Source organism: Thioalkalivibrio sp. ALgr3 (assembly GCF_000377325.1).
GTDB lineage: Bacteria > Pseudomonadota > Gammaproteobacteria > Ectothiorhodospirales > Ectothiorhodospiraceae > Thioalkalivibrio.
The window spans coordinates 85,664-107,668 of sequence record NZ_KB897981.1 but is presented as its reverse complement, the minus strand read 5'-3'; the positions used below and the strand labels follow the sequence as shown (position 1 = coordinate 107,668).

The 22,005-nt window shown below is 69.1% G+C and carries 22 protein-coding genes; 9 read left to right on the top strand and 13 right to left on the bottom strand.

Annotated elements, in window-relative coordinates:
* Positions 1-152: 152 nt before the first annotated feature.
* The 5 genes from C998_RS0108710 to C998_RS0108690 form a co-directional block, all read right to left on the bottom strand.
* Positions 153-1,697, bottom strand: a complete 1,545-nt coding sequence (locus C998_RS0108710) for a glycosyltransferase family 39 protein (protein ID WP_018870477.1) — start codon at positions 1,695-1,697, stop codon at positions 153-155.
* The gene (locus C998_RS0108705) at positions 1,694-2,455 is read right to left on the bottom strand and encodes an SDR family oxidoreductase (protein ID WP_018870476.1); all 762 of its coding nucleotides are present in this window, start codon (positions 2,453-2,455) and stop codon (positions 1,694-1,696) included. Before C998_RS0108705 ends, C998_RS0108710 begins: the two co-directional genes overlap by 4 nt.
* Positions 2,452-3,747 carry an FAD-binding oxidoreductase gene (locus C998_RS0108700; protein ID WP_018870475.1) on the bottom strand — a complete coding sequence of 432 codons (1,296 nt, stop codon included), beginning with the start codon at positions 3,745-3,747 and terminating at the stop codon, positions 2,452-2,454. The genes C998_RS0108705 and C998_RS0108700 overlap by 4 nt, the downstream gene beginning before the upstream one ends.
* Before the next feature lie 177 nt (positions 3,748-3,924).
* A complete protein-coding gene (locus C998_RS0108695; protein ID WP_018870474.1) occupies positions 3,925-4,902 on the bottom strand; it encodes a lysylphosphatidylglycerol synthase transmembrane domain-containing protein in 978 nt (325 codons plus the stop codon).
* Positions 4,899-5,822, bottom strand: a complete 924-nt coding sequence (locus tag C998_RS0108690) for a UbiA prenyltransferase family protein (RefSeq protein WP_018870473.1) — start codon at positions 5,820-5,822, stop codon at positions 4,899-4,901. Before C998_RS0108690 ends, C998_RS0108695 begins: the two co-directional genes overlap by 4 nt.
* Positions 5,823-5,988: 166 nt before the next feature.
* Between C998_RS0108690 and C998_RS0108685 the strand changes: the two genes are divergently transcribed.
* From C998_RS0108685 to C998_RS0108675, 3 genes are all read left to right on the top strand, one after another.
* Complete coding sequence (locus C998_RS0108685) at positions 5,989-6,492, top strand: hypothetical protein (RefSeq protein ID WP_018870472.1); 504 nt, start codon at positions 5,989-5,991, stop codon at positions 6,490-6,492.
* Between the two features lies 1 nt (position 6,493).
* Complete coding sequence (locus C998_RS0108680; RefSeq protein ID WP_018870471.1) at positions 6,494-7,387, top strand: DMT family transporter; 894 nt, start codon at positions 6,494-6,496, stop codon at positions 7,385-7,387.
* 105 nt (positions 7,388-7,492) lie between these two features.
* A complete protein-coding gene (locus C998_RS0108675) occupies positions 7,493-7,846 on the top strand; it encodes a DUF4870 domain-containing protein (RefSeq protein ID WP_018870470.1) in 354 nt (117 codons plus the stop codon).
* A gap of 30 nt (positions 7,847-7,876) precedes the next feature.
* On the opposite strand, the gene fdxA is transcribed toward C998_RS0108675, so the two are convergent.
* Positions 7,877-8,200, bottom strand: coding sequence for a ferredoxin FdxA (fdxA, locus tag C998_RS0108670; RefSeq protein ID WP_018870469.1), 324 nt, complete (start codon positions 8,198-8,200; stop codon positions 7,877-7,879).
* A 117-nt stretch (positions 8,201-8,317) separates the two neighbouring features.
* Positions 8,318-10,972 (bottom strand): DNA mismatch repair protein MutS, encoded by a 2,655-nt coding sequence (gene mutS, locus C998_RS0108665; RefSeq protein ID WP_018870468.1) that lies wholly within the window; start codon positions 10,970-10,972, stop codon positions 8,318-8,320.
* 177 nt (positions 10,973-11,149) lie between these two features.
* Here mutS and C998_RS0108660 point away from each other — a divergent pair, with 177 nt between their 5' ends.
* Entirely contained in the window at positions 11,150-12,355 is a 1,206-nt protein-coding gene (locus tag C998_RS0108660; RefSeq protein ID WP_018870467.1) for a hypothetical protein, read from the top strand.
* Positions 12,356-12,424: 69 nt separating this feature from the next.
* Here C998_RS0108660 and C998_RS0108655 read toward each other — a convergent pair whose 3' ends face one another.
* Positions 12,425-13,162 (bottom strand): hypothetical protein, encoded by a 738-nt coding sequence (locus C998_RS0108655; RefSeq protein WP_018870466.1) that lies wholly within the window; start codon positions 13,160-13,162, stop codon positions 12,425-12,427.
* A 128-nt stretch (positions 13,163-13,290) separates the two neighbouring features.
* On the opposite strand from C998_RS0108655, the gene C998_RS0108650 reads away from it, so the two are divergent.
* Both C998_RS0108650 and C998_RS0108645 read left to right on the top strand, forming a co-directional pair.
* The gene (locus C998_RS0108650) at positions 13,291-13,617 is read left to right on the top strand and encodes a PilZ domain-containing protein (RefSeq protein ID WP_018870465.1); all 327 of its coding nucleotides are present in this window, start codon (positions 13,291-13,293) and stop codon (positions 13,615-13,617) included.
* Positions 13,614-14,123 (top strand): CinA family protein, encoded by a 510-nt coding sequence (locus C998_RS0108645; protein ID WP_018870464.1) that lies wholly within the window; start codon positions 13,614-13,616, stop codon positions 14,121-14,123. The genes C998_RS0108650 and C998_RS0108645 overlap by 4 nt, the downstream gene beginning before the upstream one ends.
* A 38-nt stretch (positions 14,124-14,161) precedes the next feature.
* On the opposite strand, the gene C998_RS14490 is transcribed toward C998_RS0108645, so the two are convergent.
* Positions 14,162-14,338, bottom strand: coding sequence for a PLDc N-terminal domain-containing protein (locus C998_RS14490; RefSeq protein WP_018870463.1), 177 nt, complete (start codon positions 14,336-14,338; stop codon positions 14,162-14,164).
* 134 nt (positions 14,339-14,472) lie between these two features.
* Here C998_RS14490 and C998_RS14820 point away from each other — a divergent pair, with 134 nt between their 5' ends.
* From C998_RS14820 to C998_RS0108625, 3 genes are all read left to right on the top strand, one after another.
* Positions 14,473-14,703: a hypothetical protein gene (locus C998_RS14820; protein ID WP_156001272.1), complete on the top strand. Its 231-nt coding sequence runs from the start codon at positions 14,473-14,475 to the stop codon at positions 14,701-14,703.
* Positions 14,704-14,806: 103 nt separating this feature from the next.
* Positions 14,807-15,253: a YaiI/YqxD family protein gene (locus tag C998_RS0108630; protein WP_018870461.1), complete on the top strand. Its 447-nt coding sequence runs from the start codon at positions 14,807-14,809 to the stop codon at positions 15,251-15,253.
* A gap of 117 nt (positions 15,254-15,370) precedes the next feature.
* A complete protein-coding gene (locus C998_RS0108625) occupies positions 15,371-16,594 on the top strand; it encodes a hypothetical protein (RefSeq protein ID WP_018870460.1) in 1,224 nt (407 codons plus the stop codon).
* 53 nt (positions 16,595-16,647) lie between these two features.
* Here C998_RS0108625 and cysZ read toward each other — a convergent pair whose 3' ends face one another.
* From cysZ to C998_RS0108605, 4 genes are read right to left on the bottom strand one after another with little or no spacing between them, the layout of a single operon-like run.
* Entirely contained in the window at positions 16,648-17,358 is a 711-nt protein-coding gene (gene cysZ / locus C998_RS0108620; protein ID WP_018870459.1) for a sulfate transporter CysZ, read from the bottom strand.
* Complete coding sequence (locus tag C998_RS0108615; protein ID WP_018870458.1) at positions 17,355-20,456, bottom strand: EAL domain-containing protein; 3,102 nt, start codon at positions 20,454-20,456, stop codon at positions 17,355-17,357. Before C998_RS0108615 ends, cysZ begins: the two co-directional genes overlap by 4 nt.
* Entirely contained in the window at positions 20,453-21,334 is an 882-nt protein-coding gene (locus tag C998_RS0108610) for a PhnD/SsuA/transferrin family substrate-binding protein (RefSeq protein ID WP_018870457.1), read from the bottom strand. The genes C998_RS0108615 and C998_RS0108610 overlap by 4 nt, the downstream gene beginning before the upstream one ends.
* 15 nt (positions 21,335-21,349) lie before the next feature.
* Positions 21,350-21,955 carry a bifunctional 2-polyprenyl-6-hydroxyphenol methylase/3-demethylubiquinol 3-O-methyltransferase UbiG gene (locus C998_RS0108605; protein ID WP_026279549.1) on the bottom strand — a complete coding sequence of 202 codons (606 nt, stop codon included), beginning with the start codon at positions 21,953-21,955 and terminating at the stop codon, positions 21,350-21,352.
* Positions 21,956-22,005: the final 50 nt, after the last annotated feature.

The window sequence follows — 22,005 nt, the reverse complement described above, 5'->3', positions numbered from 1 at the left end:
GGTAACCACCAGTTCGAAGGCAGTGTCGCGCGAAATCCTGCCCCATGGAAGAAGGGGGAAATCGCGCGCTGGAAACAGTGTGCCGGAACGTGGCCCGGGACACCCCCTCCGGATGGAGGGGGTGTCCCGGGCCTGTATCGGACGGCCCAACGTCAGTGATCGGCGGTGTCGGCGTAGCGTTCGCGGAAGGCGCAGCGGCCCTCGGGGAGCCAGGCGGGGATGTCGTAGTAGCGTTCGAGGATCGGGCGCAGGACGTCCTCGTGGTAGGTGGCGTAGTCGAAGCCGTGGCCTTCGGCGACCTGCCAGGGGATGCCGCCGGCCTCGCCGGTGCGGATCTCGACGCGGTCGAAGAACGGTTCCAGGTCTTCGCGGTCGACCTCGCCGCGGCGCGGGATGAACACGAAGTCCTCGCCGTCGAGGGCACGGAAATCGGTGATCAGGTCGTCCTGACGGCCGTAGTGCGAGCCTTCTCCGAAGACCCCGAAGTAGTGCCCGGAGTAATGGCTCAGCATGGCCGAGCGCGAGTAGCTGCGGGTAAAGAAATGCCAGTCTGCGTCGGGCTGGTCCGCGTCGGCGTAGGGCTCGGTCAGCGCGGCCACCTCCTCGGGCGCGAGGTAGAACACCGCACTGGCGTGGTCGCCGTGGCCGCGCAGCCAGTCCACCGGCAGGGTGGCGATGGCCAGCAGCAACAGCGCGTGCAGCAGGGCCAGCAGGCCGGACAGCCAGACCGAGATCCGCAGGGCGCGGGTGGTGAGGAACAGCGCGGGCACCAGCAGCAGCGGGGCGAACACTGCCAGCCAGTGCAGCCCGATCCCGGCGAACGGCGAGAGCAGGGCGAACAGGCCCAGTGGGATCAGCCCGGCGGAGACGAACACCCCGAGGCGGTGTTCGCGCACGCCCTGCACCACGGCCCGGCGCTGGCGCGCGAGGAACCACAGCAGCCAGGGCGTGAACAGGTACACCAGCAGGGCGGCATAGGTCAGGGTGCCGCCGGGGTCGAAGCCGTCCCCGCCGTGGCGGTTCACCACGTTGAACATCACGTTGTACCAGCAGTTGTCCCAGTTCCAGTACAGGTTGAGGGCCACCGCCGGCAGTACGCCGAGGATGATCAGCAGCAGGCCGCGCCAGTGCCCGCGGGCGAACAGCACGATGTGCAGGCCGATGGCCACGCCCAGCAGCACGGCGAAGTATTTCGACAGGAACGCCAGCCCCAGCGCGACGCCGCCGAGGAAGAAGGCCAGGGCCGCCACGCCCGGGCGCGGTTCCCGCAGCGCATACCACACCAGTCCGGTGGCCAGCAGGCCGAACAGGATCAGCGGGGTGTCGGTGGCCACCAGCACGGCGATGAACAGCAGCGGCATGAACAGCGCCAGCAGCGAGACCAGGCGGGCGCGCACCGGGTCGTGCCGGTGCCACAGGGCGAGGATCAGCAGCGCCGGGGCCACGGAGACCAGGATGCCGGGGATGCGGATCACCAGCGGGTGTTCGGACACTGCGGTGACTGCGCTCAGCCACCAGCCGATCATCGGCGGGTGGTCGTAGTAGCCGAGATCCGGATGGGCGGCCCAGATCAGGAAATAGGCCTCGTCGCCGGTGATCGGCAGCAGCGTGGCGATCAGCGCCTTCAGCGCGATCACCGCGAGCAGCACCGCCGGGTAGTGGCGGGCGGGCCAGGGGGCGTCGGCGGGCAGGCTCACAGCCGCAGATGCCGGAACAGCGGGTCGGGGATGGCGCGGATGATCGTCATGATCACCCGCCAGAACCATGGCAGATAGGCCACTGAGCGGCCCCGGCGCAGGGCGCGCAGGATGCCGCGGGCCACGCTGTCGGGCGAGGCCCACAGCGGTCCCGAGCGGTCGAAGCCCTCGGTCATCGGGGTGGTCACGAAGCCCGGCTTGAGGGTGACCACGTCGACCCCGGCCGGCGCGAGGCGGTGGCGCAGGCCCTGAAGATAGGTGGCCAGCATGCCCTTGGCGGTGCCGTAGACGTAGTTGCTCTGGCGGCCGCGGTCGCCGGCGACCGAGCCGATGGCGCCGATCACGCCATGGCCCTGCGCCTCGAAGTCGGGGGCGATGCGGGTGAGCAGGGCGACGGCGCTGGTGCCGTTGATCCGCAGTGCCTCCTGGGTGGCCTCCACCGAGTCGTGGCAGGTGGCGGGATCGGGCAGGCTGCCCCAGGCCAGCAGTGCGGCATCCACCGTGCCCAGGTGCTCGCGGGCGGCGGTCCAGGTGTCGGCGTGGGTGGCCGGGTCGGCGGGATCGGCGGCCAGGCCGCGGATGCGCTCGCCGGCCGGGTCGTCGCCGCGCACCCGCAGGTCGGCCAGCAGGCTTTCCAGCCGTTCGGCATTGCGCGCCACACAGAACAGGTGCGCGCCATCGGCGGCCAGGCGGCGGGCCACGGCGGTGGCGATGGCGGAGGTCGCGCCGAAGATCACGACGTGGTTGAGCGGATTCATGCGGTCACCCGGCGCCAGAAGCTGGAGGAGAATTGAGGGTCGGTCAACTTAGCGAACTCGATCCATTCGGGAAACCCGGCACGGAACATCGCGCCGGACATGCGCGCGTCCTTGGCCGGGTACAGCGCCCCGTGCGCCTCGCGCACCACACGGTCGAGGCGCTCGAACAGCGCATGGGTCGCCGCCCCGCGATCGGGGAAATCCAGCGCCAGGGTAGTGCCGGGGCGCGGGAACGACAGCATCCCGGCCGGCGGCTGGCGGCCGAAGGTCTTGAGCACGGCGAGGAACGAGCCCTGGCCGCTGCGCGCGATCTGGCGCAGCAGCTCGGCGACGGCGTCGCGCGCGGTGCGTTCGGGGAGCACGCACTGGTACTGGTAGAAGCCCCGGCGGCCGTAGATACGGTTCCAGTCGCGGATCCCGTCCAGCGGGAACAGCCAGCCGCGATGATGCGCCGGATGCGGACTGCGCCGCAGCGGCTGGCGGAAATACAGCTCGTTGAACACGCGCAGGCCGGGGCCGTTGATCAGCGAGAACGGCGGGTCCACCGGCACCCGCCGCCGGGATTCGCGGAAGCGGGCGCGCGGGGGAGGGGTGACCGCGTGGCGCCCGGCGGAATAGATCCCGCGTCCGGCGGGCTGGCGGTGCCCGTCGGCCAGGCAGTCGATCCAGGCGACGGTGTAGGGCCACTCGCGGCGCGCGCGGGCATCCAGGGCCCAGAAATCGTCCAGGCTGTGGAAGCGTTCCGACCATACCGACATCCAGGCCGAGGACACCGGCACGAGCTGCAGGGTCACGGTCTCGATCAGCCCGGTCAGACCCAGCCCGCCGATGGTGGCGGCGAACCAGCGCGGGTTGTGCTCGGGGCTGGCCTCGACGCGGCCGGCATCGCTGCGGTGCAGGGTCAGGCGCTGCACGTGCGCACCGAAGCTGCCGGCGACGTGATGGTTCTTGCCGTGCACGTCGTTGGCCACCGCGCCGCCCAGGGTCACGAAGCGGGTCCCCGGGACAACCGGCGGGAACCAGCCGCGCGGCACGCTCAGTTCCAGCAGTTCGTCCAGCGTGACCCCGGCCTCGGCGGTGACTACTCCAGTGTCGGTGTCGAACTCGACGAAGCGGTCCAGCCCGCGGGTGTGCAGCAGGTGGCCGCCGGCGTTGAGGCAGCAGTCGCCATAGGAACGCCCCATGCCGTGGGCCAGCAGCGGCCCGTCCGGCAGCCGGTCCGGGCGGAACGCCGGCGCGCTGTGCGCGGCGTGTTGCACCCGCGGGATGCGGTTCCAGCCGCTGGTCGTCATGCCGGTCTCCCGGTGCCCTTTCCGTCCTGGTCATTGCGAGGCCCCGCAGGGGCCGTGGCAATCGCCGAGGGCCGCCCGGGATTCGGATCGTGCGACTGGGTCGCGAGATTGCTTCGCTGCGCTCGCAATGACGGGGTGACAGGTGACGTGGTGTTGTTCGGGTCGGGCATGGAACGCCTACGCATGGTGCTCGTCCGGGAGTGCCCGGCCACGGGCTTCGGGATTGGTGCTCAGCGCGATCAGGCCCAGCAGCACCGCGAACCACAGGGTGGTCAGGCGGATCAGCGTGGTCGCGGCCACCGCATCCGCCGCCGGCATGTCGTGCAGCAGGAGCAGGCCGATCATCACCGCCTCGGTGCCGCCCAGCCCGCCGGGCAGGAAGCTCAGGGCGCCGGCCAGCATGGCGAGGGCGAACACGAAGGCGGCAAACGCGAATCCGGCCTCGAAGCCCATCGCGTTGAGGATCCACCAGAAGGCCAGCGCCTCGGCGCTCCAGGCCACCACGCTCAGGACGGTGGCGCCGGCGAGCAGGTTTGGGGTGTGGCAGCGCCGCGCCTGCAGCAGGATGGTGGCGGCGTGATGCAGGCCGCGCCACAGCCGCCGGCCGGGGCGGTCCGCGTGGCGTTGCAGGGCCTCCAGCGGTCGGCGTTGCGACAGCACCAGCAGGCCCGCGGCCACGGCCGCGACGCCGGCCAGGATCAGCGATTCGCCGTGGGCCACCAGGGTCAGGCCCAGCAGTGTCAGCAGCACGACGGCGACCAGATCCGACAGGCGCTCGCTGACGAACGCCGCGAAGCTGTCCGGATAGGGGACACCCCGGCGCTTGAGCAGCACCCCGCGCAGGGCCTCGCCGGCCTTGCCCGGGGTGGTGGTCAGGGCAAAGCCGGCCAGGTAGATATGCAGGCTGGCGGGTGCGGCGACACGATGGGCCAGCGCCCGCAGGTACAGCTGCCAGCGGGCGAACCGCAGGCTGTAGTTGACCAGCGACAGCGACAGCGCCAGCAGCAGGCCGAACGGGCCGACCTGCACCAGCGCGTGCCAGACCTCTTCCGCACCGGCCCAGATGGCGATGCCCAGATACGCCGCGGCGGCCACGATCACCGACAGGATCAGTCCGCGCAGGCGCCAGCCGGTCAGGACCGGGTTCCCGCTCACGACAGCACCGCGAGGGTCACGCCCAGCCAGGCCACCACCGTCACCAGCAGATGGGCGTCGGTGAACAGGTCGCGCGAGGTGTCGCCGCCGCGCCCGCGAAAATGCAGCAGGAACAGGTAGCGGAAGATCCCGTAGATCACGAACGGCAGGGTATAGATCAGATCATCGGTGCCGTGCAGGGCGATGACCTCCGGGCTGACGGTGTACAGCCCGTAGGCGATCACCGTGCAGGCCGCGCTGATAGCGATGAACTGGTCCAGCAGCGCGGTGGAATAGTCGTCCAGCACGCGCCGGGTGTCGCCCCGCGTGTCGCCCCGGGTGTCGTCTCGGGATTCGGGTGCCGGGTCCGCGGGCGCCGGGCCGGCGGTCACGGCGGTTTCCGCCAGCTCCGAGCGGCGCTTGGCGAAGCCCAGGAACAGGGTCAGCATCAGGCCGCACAGCAGCAGCCACTGCGAGGGTTCGATGCCCAGCCCCAGGGTTCCGGCCAGGATGCGCAGCATGAAGCCGCCGGCGATGCTGAACACATCCAGGATGACGACATGCTTGAGCGCCAGCGAATAGGCGATGTTCAGCACCAGATAGCCCGCCAGCAGCCCGGTGACCCAGGCGCTGACGAGCAGGCCCAGGGCCAGTGCCAGCACCACCAGCACGCTCAGGATGACCCGCGCGGCCGGGATGCCGATGGCCCCGCTGGCCAGCGGGCGGCGGCACTTGGTCGGATGCCGGCGGTCGGCTTCGACGTCGAGGATGTCGTTGAGCACGTATACCGCGCTTGCCATCGCGCAGAAGGCGAGGAACGCGAGCGTGGCCGCCAGCAGGGTCTCGCCCTCCCAGGCATGCGCGAACACCGGTCCGAGGAACACGAACCCGTTCTTGATGTACTGGTGCGGACGCAGCAGTTTGAAAATCGGCTGGAGCATCGGTGCGTGCGGAAAGGCCGGCGGAACGGGCTGGCAGTGTAGGCAAATGCGCCGTCCGGTGCACCCGCGAAGATGGGCACGTGCCCGGTTTCGCAGTGTGCGCGGGTGCGATCGGTTACCATCCGGGACGTTTCTCCGATCAATCCGCTGTCACCGGGAGTCTGTCATGCAAGCACTGTCCGTCCTGAAGAAAACCGTCGTCCTGTCCGCCGGCCTGGGTCTGCTGCTGGCCGCCGCGCCGGCGGCCGCCGATCTGTCCGAGGGCGACGCCTTCCCCGACGTCACCCTCAACGACCAGCACGGGGAGCCGCTGGAGCTGCCCGGCGATGCGCGCGTGGTGCTGATGACCGTGGAGATGGCCCCGGCCGACATCACCAATGATGTCCTCGGGGACATGGGGCCCGAGGCGATCGAGGAGGCCGGCATCCGCTACGTAGCCGATACCCATGGCATGCCGCCGTTCGTGCTGGAGAACGTGGTCATGCCGCGCATGCAGGAGCGCCCCTATCGCACCGGGGTGACCGAGGGACCCGATGACATGGGCTTCATGCCGCATCAGCGCGATCACGTGAGCGTGGTGTTCCTGGATGGCGAGGGAACGGTGACCGGCACCGGCGCGGCCGCCAGCGAGGCCGCCCTGCGGCAGATGCTGGAGGGCGCCGGCGACTGAAATGGCCTTCCTGCTGGGCCTGCTGACCGCGCTGGGCTACGGCGCGGGGGATTTTCTCGGCGGTCTGGCCTCGCGACGGGTTTCGGCGCTGGTGGTGGCCTGCTATTCGCAGCTGCTGGTCACCGCGCCGTTGCTGGTGCTGGCATTGGTGGTGGCGGGGCTGCCCGGGGAGGCGGCCCTGTTGTGGGGCGCCGGCTCCGGCGTGGCGATGGCGCTGGGCCTGCTGGCCTATTACCGCGGACTGGCCGAAGGCTACATGGGGCTGGTCGCGGCGGTGACCGGGGTGCTGTCGGCGCTGGTGCCGCTGGCGGCGGGGCTGGCTCTTGGCGAACGCCCGGGATGGTTGTCGCTGGCCGGGATCGTGGCCATCGTGGTGGCGATCGCGCTGGTGTCGGGCGGGGCCCGGGAGGCCAGTCCGCGTGACCCGGACGCGCCGGTGCGGGGGGCGGATGGCCACGGTCACCGCGGGCCGCATCCGCTGCTGGGGGTGTTCGACGGCGTGCTTGCCGGGGTCGCCTTCGGCCTGGTGTTCGTGTTCCTTGACCAGGCCAGCGAAGGCTCGGCCCTTTGGCCGGTGGTGATGGCCGGCGGCGTGGGCGGGCTGGTGCTGCTGGGCGTGATGCTGCTGCATCGCCCCGAGCGACACATGGCCCGCAGCACGCTGGTGCTGGTCGCGCTGGCGGGCCTGCTGCAGGGGCTCGCCACCCTGGCCTTCGTGGTGGCCGTGCGCATCGGACTGTTGTCGGTGATCGCGGTGGCCGGGGCCCTGTCGCCGGCACCCACCGCACTGCTGGCGCGGTTCTTTCAGGCCGAGCGCATGAGCCGCCTGCAGCTGGCCGGCTTCGGCTTCGCGCTGGTCGGCATCGTGCTGATCGTACTGGGCGGGGCAGGGTGAGCCCCGTGGGCTCGAAGTCCTCCGCGCCATATTCGCGTGCGAGCACGCTCCCACAATGTATGAAGCCGGGCCAGCCGGGATCAGGAATCGGAGAAGGAGAGAGGCATGGAAACGGAACTGACGAATGAACCCCGCACCGACCGCACGTTCGTGACGATCATCTACGTGCTGTATTTCGTCGGCTTCTTCATCGCCATCACGGCCCTGGTCGGGGTGATCATGGCGCACGTGAAGCGCAGCGATGCGGATGCGATCAGCGAGACCCACCTGCAGTATCAGATCCGGACCTTCTGGATCGGTCTGCTGATGGCCGTGCTGGCAACCCTGACCGCGGCGATCGGGATCGGCCTGATCATCGGGCTGCTGTTCCTGGTGTGGGTGCTGGTGCGGTGCATCAAGGGCGTGATCCGCAACAGCGACGACCGGGCCATCGAGGACCCGGCCACCTGGCTCTGGTAAGCCCCGCAGTGCGGGGCTCCGGGCGGGTTCTCAGCGCTCCAGGTACTGCAGCTTGCCCTCGACGCCGTCCCATTCTTCCGCGTCTTCCGGCGGGTCCTTGCGCGCGGTGATCACCGGCCAGGTGCGCGCCAGTTCGGCATTGAGCTCGATCATGTGCACCTGGTCCTCGGGCACGTCATCCTCGGGGACGATCGCCTCGGCCGGGCACTCCGGCTCGCACAGGGTGCAGTCGATGCATTCGTCGGGGTCGATGGTGAGGAAGTTGGGACCCTCGTGGAAGCAGTCCACCGGGCAGACTTCGACGCAATCGGTGTACTTGCACCGGATGCAGTTCTCCAGAACGATGAAAGCCATTGCGCTTCTCCATTGGTCGTGTTGCGACGCCACGGCTCCTGTGTGCCGTCGCTCGGTCCGTTCGGCGTATTGTAACCGCTCCTCCCGAGCGGCCGGGAATCCCGGCTGCCGCGGCTGTTATTCCGCGACTCCCCGTTCCAGGGTGTCCTTGAGTCGGTAGATCGCGTCCAGCGCCTCGCGCGGGGTCAGGCCATCCGGGTCGAGTTCGGCCAGGGCCCGCGCGACGTCCCGCGCCGGCTCGGGTACTTGGGGTGCCCGCGGGGCGGGTTCTTCCGGCGCCGCGGGTGCGGGCGGCTCCGGCGGGAACAGCCCCAGCTGGGGCGAGTCGCTGTCCCGGGCACGGCTTTCCAGATCGGCCAGATGGGTGCGGGCACGCTGCAGCACGTCGGCGGGTACCCCCGCCAGCGAGGCCACCTGCAGCCCGTAGCTCTGGTTGGCCGGCCCCTCGCGGACCTGATGCAGGAACACGATGTCGTGGCCGTGTTCCACCGCGTCGGTGTGGATGTTGGCCACCGCCGGTTCGCGTTCGGCCAGCGCGGTCAGCTCGAAGTAGTGCGTGGCGAACAGGGTCAGCGCGCGGTTCTCCCGCGCCAGGCGCTCGGCACAGGCCAGCGCCAGCGCCAGGCCGTCGAAGGTGGAGGTGCCGCGCCCGATCTCGTCCATCAGCACCAGGCTGCGCTCGCCGGCGTTGTGCAGGATGCTGGCGGCTTCGGTCATCTCCACCATGAAGGTCGAGCGCCCGGAGGTCAGGTCGTCGGAGGCGCCGATGCGGGTGAAGATGCGGTCCACCGGACCGATGCGGGCCACGTCCGCGGGCACGAAACTGCCCATGCAGGCCAGCAGCACGATCAGCGCGGTCTGGCGCATGTAGGTGGACTTGCCCCCCATGTTGGGCCCGGTGATGACCAGCAGCCGGCGGCTCTCGGGATCCAGTCGGGTGTCGTTGGCCACGAACGGGGTGTCCAGGCTGGCCTCCACCACCGGGTGGCGACCCTGCTCGATGTGGACGCCGGTCTCGGGCACCAGTTCGGGGCGGCTCCAGTCGAGCCGTCGGGCGCGTTCGGCGAGGGTGGCCAGCACGTCCAGCCGGGCCACCGCGTCGGCGATCGCCCGCAGGCGGTCGGCGCGCCCCTGCAGGCCGGCGAGCAGGTCGTCGAACAGCTGGCGTTCGCGCGCCAGGGCCTGTTCCCGTGCGGACAGGATCTCGTCCTCGAAGCGCTTGAGTTCCTCGGTGGTGTAGCGCTCGGCGTTCTTCAGGGTCTGGCGGCGCATGAAGCGCCCGGGCAGCTCCTCCGATCGCGAGCGGCCCACCTCGATGTAGTAGCCGTGCACCCGGTTGTAGGCGACCTTGAGCGTGGCGATGCCGGTGGCTTCGCGTTCGCGTGTCTCCAGATCGCGCAGGAAGCCGTCGGCGTTGTGCTCCAGATCGCGCAGGCGGTCGAGTGCGGGATCGAAGCCGGGGCGGATCAGGCCGCCGTCGGTGACCCGGATCGGCGGCTCGTCGACCAGCGCGCGGGCCAGGGTTTCGCTCAGTTCCGTCTCCGGCGCGAGTTCGTCGCGCAGGGCGGCGAGGGTGTCGGCCTCGTCCGCGGCGGGCTGCAGTGCCGCGTGCAGGCCGGGCAGGCGTTCCAGCGCCGCCTGCAGCGCAACCAGATCGCGCGGCCGTGCGGAGCCCAGGCTGATGCGCGAGACGATGCGTTCGACGTCGGCCATGCCGGTCAGGGCCTCGCGCAGGCCTTGTTCGGCCGCGTGGTCCAGCAGCGAGGCGATGCCCTGCTGGCGTTCCCGCAGCAGGGCCCGGTCGGCCAGCGGCTGGTGCAGCCACTGCGACAGCAGTCGGGCGCCCATGGGGGTGCGGCTGGTGTCCAGCAGGTCGAACAGCGAGCCGCGGCGTTCCCCGCTCAGGGTGCGGGTCAGCTCCAGGTTGCGCCGGGTCGCCGGGTCCAGCATCAGCATCTGGCCGCGGTGTTCGCGCCCGAGCCCGGTGATATGGGCAAGGTTGCCGCGATGCTGTGCCTGCACGTAGGCCAGCAGCGCGCCCGCGGCGGCCAGGCCCAGCACCAGGTCGTCGCAGCCGAAGCCGGCCAGGTCCGTGGTGCCGAAATGGCGGGTCAGGGTGCGCTGCGCGGAGATCGCGTCGAAATGCCAGTCGGCATGATGCCGCGGGGCCCAGGCCTCGATCCCGGGGATCGCCGGGGCCGGGTCGGGGACGAGGCATTCCACCGGGTCGAGACGCGCCAGTTCGGCCTCCAGTTCGGTCGCGTCGGCGACCTCCAGCACCCGGAAACGGCCGCTGGCGAATTCCAGGCTGGCGATGCCGTAGCCTTCGTTGCGGCCGCGCACGGCGGCGCTGGCGGCCGGACACACGGCGACCATGCGATTGACCTGGCGGGCCTCCAGCAGGGCGTCCTCGGTGACCGTGCCCGGGGTCACGATGCGCACGACCTCGCGCTGTACCGGGCCCTTGTTCTCGCCCACCTGTCCGGTCTGCTCGCAGATCGCCGCACTCTCGCCCAGCTTCAGCAGCCGCGCGAGGTAGCTCTCCAGGGTGTGCACCGGGATCCCGGCCATGGGGATCGGCTCGCCGGCCGACTCGCCGCGGCGGGTGAGCGTGATGTCCAGCAGCCCGGCGGCGCGCTCGGCGTCGTCGTAGAACAGCTCGTAGAAATCCCCCATGCGGTAGAGCAGCAGGGTCTGCGGGTACTCCGCCTTGATCCGCAGGTATTGCTGCATCATGGGGGTATGTTTTGACAGGGCGTCCGCGTCGCTCACTGGCCGTTCCTGCTGTTCGGGGGCGTCGGTGGCCGGATTGTAACGGGTCCGGTGGGGGGTGCGGGGGGTTATGTGACGCAATCGCCGGAATGTCCGGGGGCCGCGGGACTTCCCTTGCTCAAGGATAAGAGAGTGCTTATATTAGAAAACACTAAATAACAGGAAAGGAGAGCCCGCATGATTCGGAAGAACCTCGGGGAAGAATACAGCCCGATGTATTTCCTGGGCGCACTGGGGGCCGGTGGCACGGCCGTTACGTTTTTCATGTTCCTGATGTTCATGACGCCCTATGACACCCCGATCCCCACATACGAGGCCATGATGGCGCTGATGGCGGGCGAGGGCCCGCTGATCGCCGTGCTGGTGGGTGCGGCCATGGCCGGCATCCTGTTTTTCGTGGCGCTGCATCTGCGCCTGCTGGTGTGGAACATCCGCGAATACCGGCAGTTTCGCCGGACCGAGGCCTTCACCCGGCTGCGCCGTTCCAACCAGGAAGTGGCCCTGATGGCGATCCCGCTGACCCTGGCCATGACCATCAACGCCGGCTTCATCGTCGGCGCGGTGTTCGTGCCGGGGCTGTGGAACGTGGTCGAGTACCTGTTCCCGCTGGCCATGCTGGCCTTCCTGGCGGTTGGCGCCTTCGCGCTGGTGATCTATTCGCGCTTCCTGGCACGGCTGTTCACCGAGGGGGATTTCGATTTCACCGGCAACAACAACCTGAGCCAGCTGCTGGCGGTGTTCGCGTTCGCGATGATCGCCGTGGGGCTGGCGGCGCCGGGCGCGATGAGCGAGAACCTGGCGATCAACGCCGCGGGGATCTTCTTCTCGCTGATGTTTGCCGCGCTGGCCCTGGTGCTGGGGCTGGTGATGTTCGTGCTGGGCTTCAAGTCGACGCTGCGCTACGGGATCGCGGAGGCGGCCAGCCCGAGCCTGTGGATCGCGATCCCGATCCTGACCCTGCTGGGCATTGCCTTCATCCGTCATCAGATGGGGCTGCACCACGGCTTTGGGGCGCCACTGAACGAGGCGATGCTGTTCGTGTTCACCTCGCTGGTGCTGGGCGCTCAGCTGGTGTTCGGCCTGATCGGCTACGTGGTGATGAAGAAGCTGGGCTACTTCCGTGACTACATCCACGGCGAGAAGAAGAGCCCGGTCAGCTACGCGCTGATCTGCCCGGGGGTGGCCCTGGTGGTCTTCTCCTGGTTCTTCATCAATCTGGGACTGGTGTCCAACGGGGTCGTCGAGCCGTTCAGCGTGGCGTATTTCGCCCTGCTGGCCCCGGTGGTCTACCTGCAGGTGGTGACCATCGCCACGCTGTTCCGGCTGAACCGCAAGCTGCTGCGGGCGGAACCGGCGACCGAGGGCGCCTCGCAGCAGGCGTGATCGCGCCGCCCGATCGGTGCCTGACGGGCGGTGTCCGGGGGTTCCCGGGCACCGCCTTTTTTTGTCCGGTCAGGCGGTGGCGGCGGGGCGTTCTTCGCGGCCCTCGCGCGACCCGGTGTAGCGCCAGGCCTTGCGGAAGGTGGTGCGCAGGGGCGATTCGAGATGCGCGCGGGCGCGTGCCGGGGCGATGCCGTGGTCGCGGCAGAACAGGGCCAGGGCCCAGGCGAGTTCGTCGCGGCCGAGGTCGGCGTCGCGATCGGCCGACGGGCCCTTGCACGCCCCGCAGCCGTTGACCCGCACGCGGAACGCGGTGTTGGCCAGAAAGATGCCGAAGCCCATGCGCGTGGCCACCAGCTCGGCAATGGCGTCGGCATTGCCCTCGGCGGCCGGGGCGGGTTCGCGGATGCCCTCCACCCACCAGGCCGCCAGTTCCTGCGCGAAGGTGCCGACCAGGGCCTGGCGATTCCCGATCAGCTGCGGGTCGTAATGGAAGATCCGCTCGCCACCGGCGCTGGCCGCGCCCAGCGCGGTGACCGGCTGCGGTGCCAGTCCTCCGGGTTCGGCCAGGCGGGCCGCGCGCTGCTCCAGGCCCGCATGCCGGCGGACGCTGGCGAACACCTGCTCGGCCATGCCGTGCGGGCTGTCCGCCTCACCCGGGAAGTGCTCACGGATGGGCTGCACCAGGGTCGGCGGGTCGAAGGGCCGGTCGGCGGCGGGCTGACGGTCCACCCACGCAAACACCGCGCGGATCCACTCGCGGGTATCGACATCAAGGACCGGATCGGGCTGGAACAGGCGTGCAAGCATGGCGGGCGCGTTTCTGGAGGTGGTTGATCCATCGTATGCCATTCCGTCCCGTCGGGGCAGCCCCTGCTGCAAACGAACCGGAATGTGTCAGACTCGGAGTCCGAATCCCCAGGGGCAAGGATGGAGACATGTTTGGCGAGGAGGACCGGCGACGGGATCGTCGCATCCCCGTGGGCGTGACCGGGGAGGTGTACTGGACCGGTTCGGGGCAGACCACGCGGGTGGAAATCCATGACCTGGCCGCCGGCGGCTGTGCGCTGATGACCGGCTTCGAGGTGGATGCCGGGGTGGGGGTGATGGTGACGGTGCCGAGCCCCGATCCGCGCATCGAGAACCTGCAGCGGCGGGGACGGGTGCTGCGCTGTGACAGCGCGGATCCCGACCGTGAGGGCCGGCGCCGATGGCGCCTCGCGGTGGCCTTTGAAGAAGAACCCACGGGAGACGCGACACCATGACCGAATTGCGCAAGGCGGATGTCACCGGGCTGTCGGCCCTGGTCTATGACCTGGGCGAGCGGATGACTGCGCGCGGGCTGGTCATGGCCACGGTGGAATCCTGCACCGGGGGCGGGATTGCCCAGGCACTGACCGATGTGCCCGGCAGTTCCGCCTGGTTCGAGTGTGGCTGGGTGACCTACAGCAACGCGGCCAAGACCCGTCTGGTGGGCGTGGACCCGGCGTTGCTGGAGGCCCATGGCGCCGTGAGCGAAGAGGTGGCGGCCGCGATGGCCACGGGCGGCCTGACGCACAGTGGCGCCGACCTGTCCCTGTCGGTCACCGGCGTCGCCGGGCCGGGCGGCGGTTCGCCGGACAAGCCGGTGGGCATGGTGTGCTTCGGCTGGCAGGCGCGCCACGGAGCCGTGCGCACCGAGACGCGGCACTTCGACGGCGAGCGCCACGAGGTTCGTCGCCAGGCCATGCTGCACGCCCTGGCCTCGCTGCTGGAGCACGAACTGGGCTGAAGCACGCGCCCGCGGAGCGGACCGTGGTGCGCGGAGGCCTACTTCGGTCCGAGCAGCAGCCAGGCGATCAGCCCCAGCAGGGGCAGGAACAGCAGGATCAGGATCCACAGGACCTTCACCACCGGGCCGGCGGGACTCTGTGCGGTCCGGACAATCGCCCAGATGATGATCAGCAGCCAGACAAGGCCCAGAATGCCGGTGATTTCAATGCCCATGCGGTGCTCCGGTAGCGGCGTGAATCGCGTCGAACGCACGGATATCACGTGCAGGGCCGGAACACCAGCCCGCCGGGGCGATGGTCTATACGTAAAAGTTACTGAAGGGCGCCGGCGGCACGGGAGGTATGGCCATGCAGAAGATTCCCGCAACGTCGGGTTCGGGTGCTCCCCCGGATCCGGGCACTCCGACGGGGCGAGCGGAAGAGTGCGACAGCGAGACCGGCGACGAGGGCACGCCGACGGCCGCCGCCCGGAGTCCGAGCATGCACGAGGGCGTGGAGGTCTGGTGCGACTGCTGCTCCTGCGAGGCCGAGCCCTACTGGCTTGCGGTGGCCGCGGACCTGGGAATCGATCCGGACTGAGCCGTCCGAACTGCCGAGAGGGAACCATGATAAAGGGGTCAGTGACCGACCGAGGGTCCCGCGTGCCCGTCCGTCGGATGTCGGGGCAGGCGAGGGCATCGGCATGAAGATCTGGGTGGACGCGGACGCCTGTCCGGCGGTCATCAAGGAGATCCTGTTCCGGGCCGCGAAGCGCACCGGGGTGGCGATGACCCTGGTGGCCAATCAGCCGGTGCGCACGCCGCCGTCGAAGCTGATCGACTCGATCCGGGTGGGCAGTGGCTTCGACGTGGCGGATAACGAGATCGTGCGGCGGCTCGAGGCGGGTGATCTGGTGATCACCGCGGACATCCCGCTGGCGTCCGAGGTGATCGAAAAGGGCGGCGAGGCGCTCAACCCGCGGGGCGAGCTCTATACCCGCGACAATATCCGCGAGCGCCTGAGCATGCGCGACTTCATGGACACCCTGCGCTCCAGCGGGGTCGACACCGGCGGGCCGGCGGCACTGGGCCCGCGCGACCGTCAGGCCTTCGGCAATGCCCTGGACCGCTGGCTGGCGCGTAACACCTAGGGCAGTTCCAGCTGGGTGTATGGTCCGTGTTCGACGATCCCGTCGTCGTCGAACTCGAAGGGCGGTCCGGGCGTCTTCGTTCCAGTGCAGAACCAGCCGAGTGTTGGAGGGCATGCGATGAAGTGGCAAGTACTGGCGGTGTTCGCGGGCCTGGCGCTGGTCTGCGCCCCGGTGGCGGCCTCGGACCGCGAGGATCCGGCGGAGCTCGACGGGGTCGCTGTCGAGGAGGTGGTGGAGGAGGATGACGGCGAGGAGGACGCGCTGTCGTTCGACCAGCGTCGGGCGGTGGAGCTGCTGGGCGAAGCGAGCCGGCACTTCGACGAGCTGACCGAGCTGCCGGAAAGCCGCTGGCTGCGGCGCGATCAGCAGAGCGCCCGGGAGGACATCGACGACCTGATCGATGACGCGCTGGAGGTCATGGACGTGCCCGAGATCGTGTCCATGCGCCGCCAGTACCGGGAGCTGGAAGACCGGATCATGACCGAGCAGGAACGTCGGGCCGATCTGCGCGAGGAGCGGATGTTCGCGCCGGATACGGATGCCAGCACGCTCGCTCGGTTCACGCCCACCGAGACCCTGCGCGAGATGACCGCCCGCACCCGGGGTGACTTCGACCGCCTGATCGAGGCACGCGAGCGCAACATCGCCGCCTACGAGGAGGAACTGGAGGCGCTCAAGGGCGAGATGGCCACGGCGCTGGAAGGCGTGGGGCTGTCCATGCCGCCGGACCAGCTGGAACTGTGGATGAGCTCGGCGATCGGCGACGACGTGGTGTCCATGGCGGTGGTGTTCCGCAGCATCCGCACGCTGACGCAGCGTCTCGAGGAGCTCACCCGCGAGAGCGGGGAAAATCTCAATGTGGCCGGTCGTTACTACGGCATGGTGGTGATCCTGCATCGGCTGGTGGTGACCATGCAGGAACGCTTTGTCGAACGGGTGGACGAGGAGATCGTCCCGCGCCTGGAGGCCTACCGCGAAGAGGCCGACGAGATCATCGCCGAGTCGCGGGAACTGATCCGCGAGGGCGGGCACCGCGACAGCCTGGAGTCCAATATCGCGGCCAACGAGCTGACCCGACAGGCGATCGACCTGTACCTGGAGGTGGTGACCGGCCAGCGCGAACAGGTGGCCGAGGCGCTGGAGATCAGCCGTTACGAGAAGCAGGTAGCGGTCAATACCTACCGGACCGTGCAGCTCAGCGCCAACGTGGCGGATCTGATCCGTGATGGCCTGGATACCTTCGAGACCCTGTCCGAACTGCAGGTCCCGGAGACCGCGGAATTCCGCAACGACAAGATCCGCGAGGAATTCCGCCGTCTGACCGAACGGCTGGAACGGTGAACGGCAGGAAGACCTCCCCGGCGCGCAACGCGTCCTGACCCTGTCCCGTCCCCTCAGCCTCGCGGCTGCTGGCGCACCCACAGGTGGGTGGCGCCGATCACTGCCGCCGGGACCAGCAGCAGGTTGACCACCGGCACCATCGCCAGGAGGGTCGTTCCGGCGCCGAACGCGAGGGTCTCCGGACGCCGTCGGCCCAGACCCTTGCGGATTTCGGCGAAGGTCAGGCCGTCGTTGGCCAGCGGCGGCTCCTGGAACTCCACCGCCAGAACCCAGCTGCCGAAGACGAACCAGGCGAGCGAGGCCAGCAGGTTGAGGCCGGGAATCACGGTAATCAGCAACACCGGGATGAACAGCAGCGCGTAATAGCCGAACTTGCGCAGGGCGGTGGCCGTGGCGTGGCCCATCTCGCCCGCCAGCGAGCGCGCGGGCTGGCGCGGTTCGTGGCCGAGGCCCCGGGCGGTGCGGTAGGCCAGCGGTCCGGAGAAAGGACTGGCGATGATCGCGGCCAGGGCCACCGCGGAGACCCCGAAGCCCACCAGCAGGGTCAGCACGAACAGCGGCCAGAGCAGCCAGGCGAGCCAGTCCCAGCCGGCCGGCAGCCAGGTGTCCAGCAGGATCTCGAAACCGAATCCGGCGGCGATGCCGATCCCGACGATGACCGCGATGTTGATCAGCAAGGGCCCGATGACGAGGCCGCGCAGGCCCGGGTCGAACACGCGCGCCAGCCCGCGAAACGGCGCGAGGAACGCGAACAGGGCGTTCATCCCGCCTGCCACTGGGCCAGCCACCGGGGAATCTCTGTGGCCGGCATCGGGCGTGCGATGCCGTAGCCCTGGACGACCTCGCAGCCGAGTGCCCGCAGGCGCTCGCCCTGCTCGGGGGTTTCCATGCCTTCGGCGATGATCTGTCGCTGGAACACCTGGGCGAGCTGGATGATGCCTTCCAGCAGGGCGAGGTCGTCGGGGTCCTCGAGCATGTCGCCGACAAAGCTGCGGTCGATCTTGACCACCTGCACCGGGATGCGCTTGAGGTAGGAAAGCGACGAGTAGCCGGTGCCGAAGTCGTCCAGCGAGAACTGCACGCCCAGCTTGGCGCAGCGTTCGATCACGCGCGAGACGTGGGCGAGGCTGGCGAGGGCGCTGGATTCGAGGATTTCCAGTTCCAGGCTGTTGGCGGGCAGATCGGGGAAATGTCCGAGCAGCCCGGCGATCTGCTCGGCGAAGTCCGGCTCCTGCAGGTGCAGCGCGGGGACGTTCACGCTGACCGGCAGGTGGATGCCGCCTGCCTGCCAGGCACTGACCTGCGCGAGGGCCTGTTCCATCACCCAGCGGCTGACATCCACTTCCAGCGGCTGTTCCAGCAGGTCGTCGAGGAAGGCGCCCGGGGGCAGCAGTCCGCGTTCGGGATGTTGCCAGCGGATCAGGGCCTCCGCGCCGATGACCTCGCGGGTACGCAGGTTCACCTTGGGCTGGTAGAACAGCACGAACTCCTCGCGTTCCAGCGCGAGCTTCAGCCGTTCGAGGGTCTCGTGGCGATCGCGCAGGCGACGATCCCCGGCGGCGTCGAAGAAGTACGGCCGGTTCTTGCCCTGCAGCTTGGCCTGGTAAAGGGCCTGGTCGGCCTGACGCAGCAACTGTTCGCCGTCCACGTCCTCGTCGGCCTGCGGATAGGTGGTCACGCCGATGCTGGCATTGCAGCTCAGGTTCTGCCCGTCGATCGGGATCGGCCGCTGCAGCGTGCGCAGCAGCTCGTCGATCAGGGCGCGGCACTGCTCGTCGCTGTCGAGGTTGACCAGGACCAGGACGAATTCGTCGCCGGCCAGCCGGGCCACGGTGTCGCCCTCGCGGCGACCGGCCTCCAGCCGCCGGGCGAGTTCCAGCAGCATCCGGTCACCGGTCGCGTGTCCCCATTGCTCGTTGATGTCCTTGAAGTCGTCCAGGTCCAGGTACGCCACGCACACCCGGCGGCTTTCGCGCGTGGCGAGCTGCATGGCCTGGCGCAGACGGTCGAGCAGCAGGACGCGGTTCGGGAGTTCGGTCAGCGGGTCGTAATGCGCGAGGAATTCGAGCTTCTCCTGGTATTCCCGGCGTTCGGTGATGTCGGAGAACAGGCCCACGTAGTGCAGCAGCTCTCCGTGTTCATCGCGTACCGCGCTGATGGTGCCCAGCTGCAGGTAGAGCTCGCCGTTCTTGCGCCGGTTCCACAGTTCGCCGTGCCAGTAGTCGTTCTCCTGCAGGTCCTGCCACATCCGGCGATAGAACGCTGCGTCCTGGCGTCCCGAACCGAGGATCGACGGGTTGTGACCCTCGACCTCTTCCGGTGTGTACCCGGTCAGCCGGGTGAAGGCCTCGTTGACCATCAGGATCCGGGACTGCGGGTCGGTGATGATGATCGCCTCGTTGGCGCTGGTGAACACGCTGGCGGCCAGTTTCTGTCGTTCCCGCGCCCGCTTGTGTTCGCTGATGTCGCGGAACAGGGTGACCGCGCCGGTCCGGACCCCTTCCTGGTACAGCGGCCGGCTGGACACCTCCACCGGGATCACGCGGCCGTCCTGATGGCGGAAGGCTTCCTCGCCCTCGAAAACCTGCCCCGTGGTCACGCGCTGGCGGATGGGGCAGTCGCGCTCATCGGGGTACAGGTTGCCGGCGTGCCGATGGAACCGGGTGTGGGCGTCCTTGCCCAGCAGGTCCTCCGGCCGATATCCCAGGATCTCGCTGGCTGCGGGGTTGATGAAGGTGATGCGGCCGGCCTCGTCCTGGGCATACAGGCCTTCGGCCATGGTGTTGGTGATGGCCTGCTGGTAGGCGCGCTGGTTGCGCAGACGTTCACGGGAAGTCACCAGCCGCAGCAGCAGGACCAGCGCCAGTCCGATCAGCAGCGTGGCGCCCAGCGCGGCGGCGGCGAATTCGCGCCGGAACACGCCGGTCAGCGGGTCCGGGGCGTAGGCGAGCACATAGGCCACGCGTTCCCCGGTCGGATCGGCAATCGGCAACAGGTTGGTTGCCCACATTTCGCCCTCCAGCCCCACGGAGAGGGCCCCCTGCGCACCTGCTTCGATCGCCTCGGCGGTCCTCGGGTCGTCGGCCAGTCGCTGGTTGATTGCGCGGATTTCTTCGGACGGCGGCCGCGGCGAGTCGGGGAACACCAGACTGGTGTCCTCGAGGACGTAATCCGGGTGCAGGCAGGAGGTCTCGTACAGCGAGAGGAAACCCGGCGGCACCTTGTCCTCCACTGCGTCGCGCCGCAGGATCAGCTGGAACTCCCGGGTTTCGTCCAGCTCGTTCATCATCTCGCGGACGTAGCGAAACGGGATGCTGAACTCCACGCTGCCGACGAATTCGTCCCCGTCGTGCAGCGGATAGACATAGCGAAAACCGGACAGCGAGCGCCCGGTCTCGAACCCGGCCGCCGGTTCGCGGGTGCGGTGAACTTCGCGGATCAGTGGTCGCGTCGCGTACAGGTCATCACCGTGGTATTCCGGCGAGAAAAAGCGCAGAAAGCTGATTCCCTCGGCGGTGTGGAAATGCAGTTGCCGCAGTTCGCCTTCGCGCAGGCGGTCATAGGTTGGCCACAGGGTGCGATACAGCCGCCCGCGCAGGCGGGCGCGCTCCGCCTCGTCCTCGGCCTGCTGGCCCGCGCGCAGCAGTTCCACGACCTCGGTGCGATTGACCGCTTCGCGGAAGTACGCCTGCGCGGCGAGGTCAAAACTGTTGACCGCGGCCTGGTAGGCGGTGTCGAGCGTCGCGGTCTGGCGCTGTTCGTGCATGCCTGCCTTGTCCTGCCAGTTCAGATACAAAAACAGCAGGACGAGCACCCAGGCCGCCGCGGCCAGCAGCCAGATGATACGACGGTCCAGGGTCATGGTGCGGGGGCCGTCAGGTCGGGGAGCCCGAGCTCGGGAATCGCGACCTCGCCGTGCAGCCGCCGTACCGCCGCGTAATCCTCATCGTCGACCGCCTGCGCGCCGTAGCGCAGGCTTTCGCCCCATTCGGCCATGCGTTCGGCGTCCTCGTCCGATTCTGCGGGCCGCAGACGAACCAGCGCCTCGCGCAGTTCCTGCAGCCGTGCGTCGCTGACGGTATCGCGATTGGCGACCAGAGCGAAGCCGGGCAGCGGTTCGCTCTCGGCCACCGTCACCAGGCCCAGGTGCGCATAATTGCGCGCGATGTGGGTCTTCAGCCCGCCGGCCAGGGCCTCGCCGCGCACCACGGCGAGGGCCACGTCGTCGTGGTGGCCGAGGTAGCGGTAGTCGGTGGCCGCGAGCCGGGTGCCGCCGTCGCGCAGCAGGTGCGCGGTGGCCAGATAGCCGCAGGTGGACAGGGGCTGGGTCAGTGCCACCGGCTGGTCGGTCAGATCGTCCAGCGGGCGGCGTTCGTCGGCGAACATCACCACCGAGCAGGTGTACTGCGCCTCACCTCCGGGTTCGCGGAAGGCCACCACCGGTGTGGTCTCGGGGTAGCGGGCGCGCAGCGAGACATAGGGCAGGGGACCCAGATAGGCCAGGTCCACCGTGCCGTTGTGGAAACGTTCGAGGATCTCGTCGTAGTCCGTGGCGTAGCGGATCTCGAAATCGACCTCCAGTTCCTGGCTCAGGTACTCGAGCATCGGCTGCGTCTCGCGCATCACCGTTTCCGGATCCTGCATCGGCAGCGGGGCAAACCGCAGGGTTCCGGCGAAGGCCAGACCAGGCAGCAGCCCGCACACCAGAAGCGGGATCCGGAAAAGTCGTGCGTTCAGCATGGACACAGGCTAACACTACTTCGGCGATGCGACGGCCAGGCAGGCGGCGCGTGCCCCGTGGCGTTGGATCACGGTCCATTCCTCGATGTACAGACCGGCGGCATCCAGCTGGGCGCGAAAGTCTTCCTCGTAGGTGACGCGGCCGAAGTCGATGCTGGTAAGCCTGCGCAGGGCGGGCTTGAGACGCTCCAGCATCGGTGACGGGCGCTGCTGGATGGTCTGGGTGAAGTAGATCCGGCCGCCGGGGCGCAGCAGGCCGGCACAGTGGCGCAGGGCCGCCCCGGGATCCGGCAGCAGCATGAAACTGGCGGAGAAATACACCGCGTCGTAGGGACCGCCGGCGTGCTCGTAGACCGATTGCCGGTGCACCGTGACCCGCTCGGCCACCGACGATGCCGCCAGCCGCTGCTGCGCGCGTTCGACGTAGTCCGGGTCGATGTCGATCCCCGTGATCGCGAGCTCCTTGCGGGTGACGGCATCGGCGTTCGCCAGCAGTGCGCCGGCGGTACCGATCCCGACGTCCAGCAGGGCCACCCGCGGCGGCATGCGCTCCAGAACCGCGGCGTACCAGCGCGCGGTCATGCGCAGGATCAGGCTGTCGTAGATGCGGCTTCGCAGCATGGAGCGTTCGAACCGTCCGATCACGGGGTGGCCATGCAGGATACCGGACC

Bases quoted from the DNA above. Each gene is read 5' to 3' on its own strand.
- C998_RS0108705 (WP_018870476.1), bottom strand. From the start codon at position 2,455: ATGAATCCGCTCAACCACGTCGTGATCTTCGGCGCGACCTCCGCCATC.
- C998_RS0108700 (WP_018870475.1), bottom strand. From the start codon at position 3,747: ATGACGACCAGCGGCTGGAACCGCATCCCGCGGGTGCAACACGCCGCG.
- C998_RS0108690 (WP_018870473.1), bottom strand. From the start codon at position 5,822: ATGCTCCAGCCGATTTTCAAACTGCTGCGTCCGCACCAGTACATCAAG.
- C998_RS0108685 (WP_018870472.1), top strand. From the start codon at position 5,989: ATGCAAGCACTGTCCGTCCTGAAGAAAACCGTCGTCCTGTCCGCCGGC.
- C998_RS0108680 (WP_018870471.1), top strand. From the start codon at position 6,494: ATGGCCTTCCTGCTGGGCCTGCTGACCGCGCTGGGCTACGGCGCGGGG.
- C998_RS0108675 (WP_018870470.1), top strand. From the start codon at position 7,493: ATGGAAACGGAACTGACGAATGAACCCCGCACCGACCGCACGTTCGTG.
- fdxA (WP_018870469.1), bottom strand. From the start codon at position 8,200: ATGGCTTTCATCGTTCTGGAGAACTGCATCCGGTGCAAGTACACCGAT.
- C998_RS0108660 (WP_018870467.1), top strand. From the start codon at position 11,150: ATGATTCGGAAGAACCTCGGGGAAGAATACAGCCCGATGTATTTCCTG.
- C998_RS0108655 (WP_018870466.1), bottom strand. From the start codon at position 13,162: ATGCTTGCACGCCTGTTCCAGCCCGATCCGGTCCTTGATGTCGATACC.
- C998_RS0108650 (WP_018870465.1), top strand. From the start codon at position 13,291: ATGTTTGGCGAGGAGGACCGGCGACGGGATCGTCGCATCCCCGTGGGC.
- C998_RS0108645 (WP_018870464.1), top strand. From the start codon at position 13,614: ATGACCGAATTGCGCAAGGCGGATGTCACCGGGCTGTCGGCCCTGGTC.
- C998_RS14490 (WP_018870463.1), bottom strand. From the start codon at position 14,338: ATGGGCATTGAAATCACCGGCATTCTGGGCCTTGTCTGGCTGCTGATC.
- C998_RS14820 (WP_156001272.1), top strand. From the start codon at position 14,473: ATGCAGAAGATTCCCGCAACGTCGGGTTCGGGTGCTCCCCCGGATCCG.
- C998_RS0108630 (WP_018870461.1), top strand. From the start codon at position 14,807: ATGAAGATCTGGGTGGACGCGGACGCCTGTCCGGCGGTCATCAAGGAG.
- C998_RS0108625 (WP_018870460.1), top strand. From the start codon at position 15,371: ATGAAGTGGCAAGTACTGGCGGTGTTCGCGGGCCTGGCGCTGGTCTGC.
- cysZ (WP_018870459.1), bottom strand. From the start codon at position 17,358: ATGAACGCCCTGTTCGCGTTCCTCGCGCCGTTTCGCGGGCTGGCGCGC.
- C998_RS0108615 (WP_018870458.1), bottom strand. From the start codon at position 20,456: ATGACCCTGGACCGTCGTATCATCTGGCTGCTGGCCGCGGCGGCCTGG.
- C998_RS0108610 (WP_018870457.1), bottom strand. From the start codon at position 21,334: ATGCTGAACGCACGACTTTTCCGGATCCCGCTTCTGGTGTGCGGGCTG.
- C998_RS0108605 (WP_026279549.1), bottom strand. From the start codon at position 21,955: ATGCTGCGAAGCCGCATCTACGACAGCCTGATCCTGCGCATGACCGCG.